The following is a 13,523-nucleotide window of genomic DNA, read 5'->3' on the forward strand; positions in this document are numbered from 1 at the left end:
TTAACTTACTTTTCATGTGAAATGTAAGTGTCATAGGGTATTATTCCCAGTTTCCCGAGGCTATCCCCTAGTGCATGGTAGATTTCTCACGCGTTACTCACCCATCCGCCGCTAAGTTTATATAAATCCATCCGAAGATTTCTTTATATATCCTTCGCTCGACTTGCATGTGTTAGGCACGCCGCCAGCGTTCATCCTGAGCCAGGATCAAACTCTCATAATAAAAGTTTAATCTCAGAATTACTTACTTTCATATTTTCATATGAACTTAAGTTTTAATTAAAGTTATTAACTTAAGGACTTTTTACACTGTTCAATTTTCTAGGTTCTTTTTTTGCTGACTTATTTAATATAGCATATATTTCTTATCTTGTCAAGTTTTTTTAATTTATTTTTTTATAATTTTTATCTTGTTTTTAATCTGCTATATCAGCGACAACTCTTAAAAATATATCAGGTTTTTCTTGTTTTGTCAACAGTTTTTTTAAAAAATATTATTTTTTACTTTTATATATTATATGATATCAAATTTATACATAAATCTGGTATCATATATACAGTAGGTTTAGCTCTAATAATTTCTTAATATTTCATTTTAAAAAATAATTACAATATAAACTTTTTCTGAAAGTGGTGATTAAATTGGACCTTCGTCAATTAGAAACCTTTGTAGAAGTCTCAAATCTAAAAAGTTTTTCTAAAGCTGCAAAAAAATTATATATTGCACAACCTACAGTTACAAGCCATGTTCAAAATCTTGAAAAAGAACTTGGAACAATCCTTATAAATCGTTCAGGAAAAAATATGACTCTTACTGAAGCAGGAGATCTTCTCTACAAATATGCAATTAATATTATTAACACATGTGAAATGGCTAAATTTCAGCTTGCTTCTTATAAAGGAGAAGTCCAGGGCCATCTCAATATATCTTCTAGTTCAATTCCAAGAAAATATATACTACCTAATATTCTAAAAGAATTTACTTTAAAATATCCTAATGTAACCTTTTCACTAATCAATAAGGATTCTAAGGGAGTTGTAAAAAGTATTTTAAATGGTGATAGTGACTTTGGCATAGTTGGAGCAAAGTATCCATCAAAAAATTTAAATTATATTGAAATAATTGAGGACAAGCTTCTTTTAACAACACCTAATAACTCTAAGTTTCCCCAAAAAAATTATTCTTATTTAGATAAGGATGTAATATTAAAAGAAAAGATAATTTTTAGAGAGGATGGTTCAGGAACAAGAAAACTTCTAGAAAGAGAATTAGAAAAAAATAATATAAATAAAGAACTTTTAAATATAGTAGCATATATTGAAGATACTGAAACTATTAAAAAACTAATATTCCTTAAAGTTGGAATTAGTTTTCTCTCTCAAAGGGCTATTTTAGAAGAATTAAATACTGAAAAATTTAAAGTCTTCAATATTAAAGATTTCAATCTTAATAGGAAATTTTATTTTACTTATCATAAAAATAGACAACTATCTCCTCTAAGTGAAACTTTTAAAAATTTCATATTAGAATACATAAAAAATCAAGCTGTATAAATATAGCTTGATTTTTTACACTCTTATTACTACATATTATGCTAAATAAAAAGCTTTATATCCTTTATAAGTCATATAGACATCTGCTTTACTTACAGCTTCATAAGGAGCATGCATGCTTAGAACTGGTATGCCACAATCAACTACCTCCATGCCATAATTAGCTAGTATATAAGCTATAGTGCCGCCTCCTCCTTGGTCTACTTTTCCTAATTCACCTGTTTGCCAAATAATATTATTTTCATTGAATATTCTTCTAATATAATTTATATATTCAGAGTTAGCATCACTACTTCCTCCCTTTCCACCAGAACCAGTATACTTTATTAAAGCAATACCTTTACCTAAATAAGCAGTATTTAACTTATCAAATACTTCTGGATAGTTAGGATCAAATGCAGCTGCTACATCTGCAGATAAAACTTTTGAATTAGCCAAAGCTCTCCTAGTACTTATTATATCTGATCCTTCTAATAATACTAATTCAGCAACAGTATTCTCAAAAAATTTAGAATGCATACCTGTATTTCCTACACTTCCAATTTCTTCTTTATCTACAAATAATGCTACAGAAGTTCTTTTTGGATGCTCTACTTCTAATATAGAACTTAAGGATGTGTAAGCACATACCCTATCATCATGACCATAAGAAAGAATTAAACTTCTATCAATTCCCAAGTCCCTTGCTTTTCCTGCTGGTACAGCTGAAATTTCTGCTGTAGTAAAATCTTCTTCTGTTATACCATATTTTTCATTTAATATTTTCAATATATTTATCTTAATTTTCTCATCTAAATCTTTTTCATTATATGGTATACTTCCAATAGTTATATTCAAACCTTCTCCTTCAATCCCCTCTTCTAAAGTCTTCTTTTCCTGTTCTTTAGATAAGTGAGGTAAAAGATCAGATATGAAAAACACTGGATCATCATCTTCTTCTCCTATTACAATATTTACTTTCTCTCCATTGTTTTTAATTATTACTCCATGTAAAGATAGAGGTTGAGAAACCCATTGATACTTTTTAATACCTCCATAATAATGGGTTTTAAGTAATGCCAATTGAGCATCCTCATATAGAGGATAAGATTTTATATCTAATCTTGGAGAATCAATATGAGAACCTATTATATTCATTCCCTTCTCTATGCTTTCTTCTCCTATAACAAATAAGGCCACAGCTTTGTCTTTATTATTTGCATAAATTTTCATACCTGGTTTAAGTTTTTCTCCAGATTTTATTATACTGTTTATTGATTTAAATCCATTGTTCTTAACTCTTTTTATAATTTCCTTTGTTGCCTCTCTCTCTGTTTTACTTGTATCTAAAAACCTTTTATAGTCTTCATTTAAATTAAATAATTCTTCTTTTTCCTCTTCATTAACATTTTGCCATACATTTTTAAATTTAAAAGTTAATTTTTCTTTTAATTCCTTTCCATTCATATTATCAACCCTCAATTCCCATTATATCTTTTTTATATTATTTTTATATGCAAATATAGCTGCTTGAATTCTATCATTTACATCTATTTTTTTAAATATATTAGAAACATGATTCTTTACAGTTTTTTCACTAATAAATAACCTTTCAGCAATTTCCCTATTGTTAAGACCTTCTGCTACTAAAGTTAAGACTTCATATTCCCTTTTTGTCAAAGCTTCAATCTTTAATAAGTCTCCGTTAACTTCCTTTTCTTTAGAATTTATCTCTTCTATAAGCATAGAAGCTACACTTGGTTGTATGTAAGTCTTTCCATTATTTACATCTCTAATAGCTTTTATCAAACTATCAGCATCTGAATCTTTTAATATATAGCCATTTGCTCCAATTTTTATAGTTTCAAATAGATATTCCCTATCATCATGTATTGTTAGCATAATAACCTTTGATAAAATTCCTAAATCTTTAAATCTTCTTAAGACTTCTATTCCATTCATCTTAGGCATATTTATATCTAATAATATTACATCAGGGCTATACTCTAATGCTTTTTCAACGGCTTCTTCCCCATCTCCAGCTTGCTCAATAACATCAATATCTTTTTCAAGATCTAAAATCTGTTTTAATCCTTCTCTTAAAAGCACGTGGTCATCTACTATCATCACTGTTATATTATTATCTTTCATAAATATCTTCCTCCTCATTTAGTGGTATAGAAAAATATATCTTGGTTCCCATACCTGGAGATGATTTAACTTTTAATTTACCATTTAACAATTCAGCTCTTTCTTTCATACTCATCAGTCCAAACCCCCCAGAACGTATATCTTTATCTATAGCATCCTCTTCCTTATTAAATCCTACTCCATCATCAGATATTAAAACACTGAATCTAACAGACGTTTTTTCAACTGTGATATCTACTTTTCTAGCATGAGAATGTTTTTGAACATTGTTCAAAGCTTCTTGAATTATTCTAAATACAGCAATTTCCATTGCTGATTCAAAACTACTAACATCACCTAATATCTTTAATTCCACTAGAATACTGCTTTCTTTCATAAAATTATAAATATATCTTTCTAAAGTAGGTATTAACCCTAAGTCATCTAATGTCATAGGTCTTAAATCATATATAATTTTTCTTACATCTTTTAAATTGCTCCTTGTTATATCTTTTAAGCTTTCTAACTCTTTTTTTGTCCTTTCAATATCAGAATCTATAAGCCTTTCACATAGTTGAGCTTTGACTAAAATATTAGCCATAGATTGGGCTGGTCCATCATGTATATCTCTTGCAAGTCTCTGCCTTTCTTCTTCCTGGGCCTCAATAATTTTAATCCCTAAATACTGTTTTTTACTCAAATCACCTACTGTAGCTAAAATATCATCTGCATTCCCTTTTAAATATCCAGTAGCAACACCTATTTGTTTACTTACATCTTCTGCTTTTTTTAAAACCTTTATTGTCTCTTTAAGTCTTATTTCAAGTTCTCCTCTTTTTTCTATGAGTGTTCTTTCTTCTTCCCGTTTTAAAGTAAGACTAACTCTTAGATCGTTTGCCTTTTCATAGGCCTCTTTTATATCATCTTCATCATAGATATGAAAATTTTTACTTACATTTGCTAGTAAAACCCTACTTCTTTTCTCTTCCCTGTCCAAGCGGTCTACTTCCTCTATAGTAGTATCGACTTTTTCCCTGATTTTTTTTAGCTCATATTTAATATTTTCACATTCATTTCTAGCATGTTCTACAATATCAAATAGCTGACCTCTGCTCTTTTCAATAGCAGAGATAGTTTCAACTAATATATCATTTATTTTTTTAAACCCCATGAAAGAATCACTCATTATAGCACACCTCTATTTTTCCAATTCAATTTTCCCTATTTGTTCCTTCTCCTCTTCACTTAATACTTTTTCGAGATCTATAAGTATTAAGAGTCTATTTTCATCTAATTTGCCAACACCAGTAATATATCTTCTATGTATATTAGAAATAACATCTGGTGCTGGATCAATATTCTCGTCATCTAGCCTAACTGTCTGCGAAGCTTCATCTACTACAAAACCTACCTGTTTCTCCTTTAAATTAATAATTATTATTCTAGTATCATTAGTAATTCCATCATCTTGTAGTTTAAATCTCTCTTTAAGATTTATTATTGGAATCACTCTGTCTCTAAAATTAATTATTCCTTCAATAAAATCAGGAGTATTAGGTAATTTAACAGATTTTTGATAAGGTCCTATTTCTTTTACATTCATAATATCTATACCATAGTCCTCTTTACCTAGTTTGAAAACCACATATTGTTTTTCTGACATATTATCTCCCCCTAATAAAATATTTTAACATATATTTCTACATATTTGTCGTAAGTCCTCTATTTTTTTATAAGTAATACAATTATAATAAAATATTTATCCTTACAATTATTTAAGTTCTAGGTCTTATTATCTAGGACCCTTGAAATTTATAAAAAAATCATAAAATTAAGAAGCACACTATTTAGTGCGCTTCTTAATTTATAACTATACCATCTTTTATAACTTTTTCAACATGATTAATACCAAAGTGGTATATTATATAATTTAAATTTGGTACATCAAATATAACTAAATCGGCTTTTTTACCTTTTTCTAAGCTCCCTTTTTCTTCTTCCAATTTCAATGCACATGCTCCATTTATTGTTACTGCCGTAATTACTTCCTCAGGAGTCATTTTCATAATAAGAGAAGCAAAACTCATTATTAATTGTAAATTTTCAGTAGGACAACTACCTGGGTTATAATCTGTTGACAAAGATATAGGCACACCTGCTTCTATCATTTCTCTAGCCCTAGCAAATTTACCAGTTTGAAGATTAAAAGAAGTGCCTGGAAGTAAATTAGCTATAACTTTTTTCTCAGCCATCTTCTTTATACCTTCATTGCTAGCTGCAACTAAATGATCTGCAGTTATGCAATTTATTTCAGCTGCCAACTCTGCTCCTCCTAAAGGTTTAATTTCATCAGCATGTATTTTGGGAATTAGCCCATATTTCCTTCCTGCTTCTAATATTTTTCTAGATTGTTCTATAGTAAATACTCCTTCTTCACAAAATACATCGCAAAACTTTGCCAATTTTCTTTTACTTACTTCTGGAACCATTTTTTCTACGATAATATCTACAAATCTATCAGGATTATCTCCGTATTTTTCTGGTATAGCATGAGCCCCCATAAAAGTAGATACTATATCTACAGGATGATTTTCATTTAATTTTTTAGCTACATCCATTTGTTTTATCTCTACATCAAAATCATCAATTCCATAACCACTTTTAGCTTCTACTGTTGTAACCCCATATGAAATCATTGTATCTAAACTTTTCTTAGCCTTTTCATATAATTCTTCAAATCCTGCTTCTTTTGTTGATTTAACTGTACTATGTATTCCTCCACCTTTTTTTAGTATATCTAAATATTCTACACCTTCTAGTTTCATAGCCAGTTCATTTTCTCTTGACCCTCCATGAACCAAATGAGTGTGAGAATCTATAAGCCCTGGAGTCACAGTCTTATCTTTCCCATCTACAAATACAGTTTTTTCATTTATTTCTATGTGGGAAGGAAGGCTTCCTTCCCCCACATAGATAATTTTATCTCCATCAACTGCAACAATTCCATTTTTAATCAATCCAATATCTTTCATATCTAAGCCTGTTCTAGGCTTATTTTCACCTTTTAAAGTTATTAAGTTAGAAATATTCTCTATAACTAAAGTAGCTTTCATTTTATCACCCTATTCAAAAATTCTTTTTTCAAGTATTTGACTCTCATCAAAATTCTCTACTTTTAAATAATAATTAGCGCAATTGACTAATGCATTCACTGGAACTAAGCCAATTATTTCACTTCCTATTACATTTACTCCATATCTATTAGCTTCTCTTTCAATCATATCAAATACTCTATATAATGGTGTCTTTGTATAGTCTACCATATTCATACTGACTTGTACTATGTTTCTTTCCTTTATTTCAATACCTAATGCCTTACAATAGGCAAATCCTCCGCTACTTCCTCTAACAGCCTTTCCTATTTTTTTAGCAATAGATAAATCATCAGTATCTAAATTTACATTAAATGCAACTAATGGCATCCTTGCACCAACTGCTGTAACTCCAGCTTTAATATTTAATTCATTTGGTCCAAAATCTGGTGCCCACTCTTCTTCTTTTAATTTTTCTGCCATTCCCTCATATTGTCCCTTTCTAACTTTAGCTAAATTTTCTCTATGAGGTGCAGATGCAGACTTTTCATATAAATATACAGAAATATTTAATTCTTCTCCTATTCTCTTGCCCAATTTTTTGGACATTTCAATAGCTTCTTCTTCAGTAATATCTGATATAGGAATTAAAGGTATTACATCTGTTGCACCCATTCTTGGATGCTCTCCAGTATGCTGAGTCATATCAATAAGTTCTGAAGCTTTCTTACATGTATTAAATGCTGCTTCCAATACCTTTTCTGGTTCTCCAATGAACGTAACTACTGTGCGATTATGATCTTTATCTGGAGAATAATCAAGTAATTTCACTTCATCTACCCTTCTTACTTCATCTACTATTTTTTCAATTACCTCTTTATCTCTTCCTTCACTAAAATTTGGTACACATTGTACAAGCCTAGCCATTTTCTCGCCTCCTATATTTTATTTATTGTATTTATCATAATTATCTTCAACAAGTTTTTCCACTAAATTCTTATCTGCTATATAAGGTATAGTTATATGATCAGTATCATTATGGTTTTTATTATATTCTATACATGTTTTTATAGAGTTTTCATTTCTTGCCCAAGATCTTCTAGCTACTCCTCCCATAACATCCCAAGGTATAGCTGAATTTATTATATCATCTGTTTTTTTACTTCCATCTAATACTAATCCAAAACCACCATTTATAGCTTTTCCAATTCCTACACCTCCGCCATTATGAAGAGCTATTAAACTCATACCTCTTGCTGAATTTCCAGCATAACAGTGAGTTGCCATATCTGCCATTACATTGCTACCATCTTTAATATTTGCTGTTTCTCTAAATGGTGAATCTGTCCCTCCTGTATCATGATGGTCTCTTCCCAACATTACAGGACCAATTTCCCCGTTCCTTACCATCTCATTAAATTTAAGAGCAATATCTCTCCTTCCCAATGCATCTTGATATAATATTCTTGCTTGAGTACCTACTACTAACCTATGCTCTTCTGCATCTCTTATCCAGATATAATTATCTCTATCCTGTCCTCTCCTATTTGGATCAATACATTTCATGGCAGCTCTATCTGTCTTTATAAGATCCTCATGTTTTCCACTTAAACATACCCATCTAAAAGGTCCATATCCATAATCAAAAAGCATAGGTCCCATAATATCTTCTACATAGGATGGAAATATAAATCCTTCACTTTCATCCACTCCATTTTTAGCAATTTCTTTTACTCCTGCATCATATACAGCTTTCATAAAACTATTTCCATAATCAAAGAAGTATGTTCCCCTATCTACTAGTATCTTTATAAGCTCATAATGACGTGTTAATGATTTTTCTACAAGTTGAATAAATGTTTTCTTATCTGAACGTAATAAATCTGTCCTCTCTTCAAATGTAAGCCCTTGTGGACAATATCCTCCATCATAAGGGACATGACAAGATGTCTGATCAGATAATAAATCTATATTTATTTCTTTTTCAACTACATATTCAAGTAAATCCACTATATTCCCATGATAAGCAATAGCTATAGGCTCTTTTTTATCTAAATATTCATTGGCTATTTCAAAAATTTCATCTAAATTATCTGAAACCTTATCTACCCAACCTTGTTTTAATCTAGTTTCTATTCTTGAATAATCAACCTCTGCAATAATTCCTACTCCATTAGCAATTTCTATAGCCTTTCCTTGAGCACCACTCATTCCACCAAGTCCAGAAGTTACAAATATATGCCCTCTTAAATCTTTATCTTCTGGTATACCCAGCTTTAATCTACCTGCATTTAATATAGTATTATAAGTTCCATGAACTATTCCCTGAGGTCCAATATACATCCAGCCTCCTGCAGTCATCTGTCCATAGTTAGCCACTCCCATAGCTTGAGCTTTAATCCAATGCTCTTGATCATCAAACATACCAACCATTAATGCATTAGTTATAATAACTCTAGGGCTATGAGGGAAAGATTTAAAAAGCCCTACTGGATGGCCTGATGCAACTACAAGAGTTTGTTCTTCTGTAAGCTCTTCAAGATACTTTTTAAGAAGTCTATATTGCATCCAATTTTGACATACCTGGCCTGTTTCTCCATAAGTTACTAATTCATAAGGATATAGTGCTACATCAAAATCTAAATTGTTATCAATCATTACTTGAAAAGCTTTACCTTCTATACATTTACCTTTGTACTCATCAATTGATTTCCCTTTAATATTGCCTTCTGGCCTAAATCGATATCCATATATTCTTCCTCTTGTAAACAATTCTTCTAAAAATTCAGGAGCTAGTTCTTCATGAAGTTGTTCAGGTACATACCTTAATGCATTTTTAAGGGCTATTTCTGTTTCTTTTTTTGTTAGATTAAATTCTCTCTTTGGTGCCCTCCTAGTTCCCTCAACAAATTCAGGCATTGGAGGCAATTCATTGTCTAGCTTGATTGTCATAGCTTTTAAAACATCAAAGTTATTAATCATTTAAAGTCCCCCTTTTAATTTAATTCACCTAATTTTTCTTCTATTTTATCCAAAATTATATTTGATTTTATTAACTCTTCACACTTATTTATTTCCTTGTACATTATTATATCATCTATTATTTTCGAAGTATTCTCTCTCACTATATTATAAACAATATTGCTCCCTATTCCTAATCCACTATTTCCTCTTAAATCAATAGCTTGACATGCAGTTAAAATTTCCATAGCAATAACTTTTCTTGTGTTATCTAAAATAGTTCTAGCCTTTCTTGCAGCTATGGTTCCCATAGATACGTGATCTTCTTGATTAGCAGAAGAGGGTATTGAATCTACACTAGCTGGATGAGCTAATACTTTGTTTTCTGAAACTAAGGACGCTGCAGAATACTGAACTATCATAAAACCAGAGTTCAATCCTCCTTTTTCAACTAAAAATGCTGGTAGATCACTTAAAGCAGGATTTACCAATCTTTCTATTCTCCTTTCAGATACATTAGCCAATTCTGCTAAAGCTATTCCTAAGAAATCAAAACTTAATGCCATAGGTTGACCATGGAAATTTCCTCCTGATATTACTTCTTCCATTTCACTAAATATGAGAGGATTGTCTGTAGCAGAATTAATTTCTATTCCTACTTTTTCTTTTACATATTCTATAGCATCCTTAGAAGCTCCATGAATTTGTGGAATACATCTTAATGAATAGGCATCTTGAACCCTAATTTCACCTTGAGTAGTAGTCATATTACTTCCCTTGAGAAGCTGTAATAAGTTTTTAGCTGTATTAATCTGTCCACTATGAGGTCTCACTTTATGAACCTTCTCATCATAAGCTGTTACTATACCATTTAATGCTTCAATAGTTAAAGATGAAGCTATATCTGCCATCTTGCTTAGATTTATACTATCATATAATACTAATGTGCCAATGGAAGTCATTACTTGAGTTCCATTAATTAAAGCAAGACCTTCTTTAGATGTAAGTTCTACTGTTGGTATTCCAGCTAATTCCATAGCCTTTCTACCTTCAATTATTTCTCCTTTATAATAAGCCTCTCCTTCTCCCAGCATCACTAGTACCATATGAGACAACGGTGCTAAATCTCCACTAGCTCCTAATGAACCTTTTTCAGGTATTATAGGATGTACCTTTTTATTTAACATCTCTATCAATGTATTTAATGTTGAAAGTCTTATACCAGAAAATCCCTTGGATAATGCATTTGCCCTTAATAGCATAACTCCTCTTATTATTTCCTCATCTAAAGCTTTCCCCACTCCACAAGAATGACTTACTATAAGATTCTTTTGTAACATTTTTGTCTCATCTTTAGAAATAACCACATTGCTGAACATACCAAATCCAGTTGTAATACCATATACAACTTTTTCTTCATCTACAAACTTATCTACTGTATTTCTTGATTTTTCAACATTTTCAATAGCTTTTTTAGACAATTCTACCTTATATCCTTTTCTAGCAACATTTACAAAGTCTTCAATTGTAAGGTTATTCCCATCAATGACAACTTTATTCACACTATCATCTCCTTCATTATTTTCCATACTTAATTTTACCTATGAACTTTAAGCCCTTTTCATTTTAATTATCTGTTACATTATCTTAATAAAGTGTATAAAAATACCACAGATTCATTCTGTGGTTATTTTTTGTAAATTATATGATTTTAATGGAGTGTAAATTCTTTTTCCCATAATATCCTCACTCTTCATTAAAGTTATTTTATTTAAAACAAAATCATAATCTATCTCTTCTTTAATATGATGAAAATTCTCCTTAAAAACTACTCGTCTAGCTATTGTAATATGTGGTTTAAATGGCCTTGTTTCTTTTTTAAAGTTTAAACTTTCCATTTGATTTTCCAAATCCTTATTTAGGGAATCTAATAATTTAATATCACCTTTTGTACCTACCCACAATACCCTTATATTTTTATTGCCTTTAAAATAGCCAAGTTTATATAATGACAATCGAATACCATTATAATTTTCAGAAATGTTTTTAAGCACTTTATCTATATCAACTACAGTTTCTCTATCTATATTTCCTAAAAATTTTAAAGTTAAATGAAAATTGTCATAAGACACCCAAGATCCTTTAATTATTTCTTTTTTTAAATTCTCCTGAATACTATATAATTTTCTTTTTAAATCATTATCAAATTCTAATGCAATAAAACTTCTCATTCTATATCACCAAAAAATTAGTATTACTATGGACAATATAAAATCAATAGCCCCTACATATATAAACATCTTCCACAATAAATCAAATATTTCTTTTCTTTTTCTAAAATCATCCAGCCTTTTAGTCTTTGAAACAACATATGCATCTTTATGACTATTTTTCAATGTTTTCATCTCTTCTAAGTCCATAGGTTTATTCATTATAGATTTTTTATGAGTAGACCAGGTAAGTATTTGGAATATTACTCCTACGCTTAAAAAAACTACTCCTACAATAAAGAAATTGTTAATTAGTTTATGCAAAAGTCTATATTTTTTGCCTGTAACCATAGATAAAATTAATACTAATGAAATACTTATTAAAAATAAATTTATATATGGCTTTAAGCTTTTATTCTTCAAGTTTAGCACAACTTTCCCTTTTCAATATTTGAAATGGTAATTTTATATGGTTTTTTTCTAATTCTTCACCTTTTAGTTCTTTAATTATCCATCTTATAGCAACAGCACCAATATCATAATATGGTTCCTTTATACTTGTAAGTCTAGGCCTATAGGTAGAAGCAATCTTTATATCTCCATAGCCTGCAATAGATATATCTTCTGGAACTTTTATATCATTGTCATATAGATAGTTCATAAGCCCAATAGCTAATTCATCATGACTACAGAATACAGCAGTTATATTATGAGTATGTTTAAGATTTAGAATATCTTTTCCTATTTCATATCCATCTTCAATATTGTATCCTTTTGTATAGCAAAGTACTTCACTATATTTTCCATATTCTTCAATAGCTTTTCTATAGCCAGCTATTTTTAATTTTTCTAAAGAATACTCTAACTCTTCATCAGTAGTAACATAAGCTATATTTTCATGACCTAATTTCAAAAGATAATTGGTCATTTCATAAGCTGCATCATGATTATCTATTGATACAGTAGGGAAATCCTCTATATAAAAATATCTATTTAAATATACAAATGGAATATTCAATAAATTCATCTGTTCTTTTACTTCTTCATTCACTATTTCAGATAATAATACTATTCCTTCTACTTGTTTCCTATTTAGCAACTGTATAAATCTTAATTCTGTTTCTTTATCGCCATAACTACTGCAAAGTAATATATCATAATTATACATTTTACCTACTTCTTCTATACCTCTAACCATTTGTGCAACATAAGAGTTCCCTATATCCGTCACTATAACCCCTATTAAGAAAGATTTTTTAGTAACCAGTGTTCTTGCTACTTCATTTGGTCTATATCCTAACTCCTCTATTGCATCTAAAACCTTCTTCTTAACTTCTGAACTTACAGGTTTAGAATCATTTATTACTCTTGATACTGTTGATATAGATACTCCAGCTAATTTTGCAACATCCTTAATAGTTGCTGACATTTTTATCCTCCTCATGAAAAAAAGTTACAATTATTTTTTATATTATATCATAATCTTAACAATATGTATAATAAAACCTGTTGACTAATCATAAAATTACGAATTATTGCTATTTCTAACCCTTTAGCTTACTATGATTTTTTTCATACAATATTAGTTTATGCCACT

Annotated in this window: 12 protein-coding genes and 1 rRNA gene; 1 reads left to right on the forward strand and 12 read right to left on the reverse strand. The window is 29.8% G+C overall.

All coding sequences use genetic code 11. The features are described 5' to 3' along the window. Window positions 1-223, reverse strand: a 16S ribosomal RNA gene (locus tag NSA23_RS02935); the annotation flags it as partial. Window positions 224-630: 407 nt separating this feature from the next. On the opposite strand from NSA23_RS02935, the gene NSA23_RS02940 reads away from it, so the two are divergent. Next, window positions 631-1,554: a selenium metabolism-associated LysR family transcriptional regulator gene (locus NSA23_RS02940; RefSeq protein WP_257490108.1), complete on the forward strand. Its 924-nt coding sequence runs from the start codon at window positions 631-633 to the stop codon at window positions 1,552-1,554. Between the two features lie 36 nt (window positions 1,555-1,590). On the opposite strand, the gene NSA23_RS02945 is transcribed toward NSA23_RS02940, so the two are convergent. From NSA23_RS02945 to NSA23_RS02995, 11 genes are all read right to left on the reverse strand, one after another. Continuing rightward, window positions 1,591-3,000 (reverse strand): aminopeptidase, encoded by a 1,410-nt coding sequence (locus NSA23_RS02945; RefSeq protein WP_042680146.1) that lies wholly within the window; start codon window positions 2,998-3,000, stop codon window positions 1,591-1,593. A gap of 21 nt (window positions 3,001-3,021) precedes the next feature. After that, window positions 3,022-3,684, reverse strand: coding sequence for a response regulator (locus tag NSA23_RS02950; protein ID WP_042680148.1), 663 nt, complete (start codon window positions 3,682-3,684; stop codon window positions 3,022-3,024). Then, a complete protein-coding gene (locus NSA23_RS02955; protein ID WP_042680150.1) occupies window positions 3,674-4,849 on the reverse strand; it encodes a sensor histidine kinase in 1,176 nt (391 codons plus the stop codon). Before NSA23_RS02955 ends, NSA23_RS02950 begins: the two co-directional genes overlap by 11 nt. Window positions 4,850-4,861: 12 nt before the next feature. Further along, a complete protein-coding gene (locus tag NSA23_RS02960; protein WP_042680152.1) occupies window positions 4,862-5,326 on the reverse strand; it encodes a chemotaxis protein CheW in 465 nt (154 codons plus the stop codon). Between the two features lie 196 nt (window positions 5,327-5,522). Further along, complete coding sequence (hutI, locus tag NSA23_RS02965; RefSeq protein WP_042680154.1) at window positions 5,523-6,776, reverse strand: imidazolonepropionase; 1,254 nt, start codon at window positions 6,774-6,776, stop codon at window positions 5,523-5,525. 9 nt (window positions 6,777-6,785) lie between these two features. After that, window positions 6,786-7,682, reverse strand: coding sequence for a glutamate formimidoyltransferase (gene ftcD, locus NSA23_RS02970; RefSeq protein ID WP_042680156.1), 897 nt, complete (start codon window positions 7,680-7,682; stop codon window positions 6,786-6,788). 18 nt (window positions 7,683-7,700) lie between these two features. After that, the gene (locus NSA23_RS02975) at window positions 7,701-9,737 is read right to left on the reverse strand and encodes a urocanate hydratase (protein ID WP_042680158.1); all 2,037 of its coding nucleotides are present in this window, start codon (window positions 9,735-9,737) and stop codon (window positions 7,701-7,703) included. 14 nt (window positions 9,738-9,751) lie between these two features. Continuing rightward, a complete protein-coding gene (hutH, locus tag NSA23_RS02980; protein ID WP_257490109.1) occupies window positions 9,752-11,305 on the reverse strand; it encodes a histidine ammonia-lyase in 1,554 nt (517 codons plus the stop codon). A gap of 87 nt (window positions 11,306-11,392) precedes the next feature. Then, window positions 11,393-11,947 (reverse strand): RNA 2',3'-cyclic phosphodiesterase, encoded by a 555-nt coding sequence (thpR, locus tag NSA23_RS02985; RefSeq protein WP_042680160.1) that lies wholly within the window; start codon window positions 11,945-11,947, stop codon window positions 11,393-11,395. A gap of 6 nt (window positions 11,948-11,953) precedes the next feature. After that, on the reverse strand, window positions 11,954-12,349 hold the full coding sequence (locus NSA23_RS02990) for a hypothetical protein (protein ID WP_042680162.1): 396 nt from the start codon (window positions 12,347-12,349) through the stop codon (window positions 11,954-11,956). Further along, the gene (locus tag NSA23_RS02995; RefSeq protein ID WP_042680164.1) at window positions 12,339-13,355 is read right to left on the reverse strand and encodes a LacI family DNA-binding transcriptional regulator; all 1,017 of its coding nucleotides are present in this window, start codon (window positions 13,353-13,355) and stop codon (window positions 12,339-12,341) included. The genes NSA23_RS02990 and NSA23_RS02995 overlap by 11 nt, the downstream gene beginning before the upstream one ends. Window positions 13,356-13,523 lie beyond the last annotated feature (168 nt).

Source organism: Anaerosalibacter massiliensis (assembly GCF_024623155.1).
GTDB classification, from domain to species: Bacteria; Bacillota; Clostridia; order Tissierellales; family Sporanaerobacteraceae; genus Anaerosalibacter; species Anaerosalibacter massiliensis.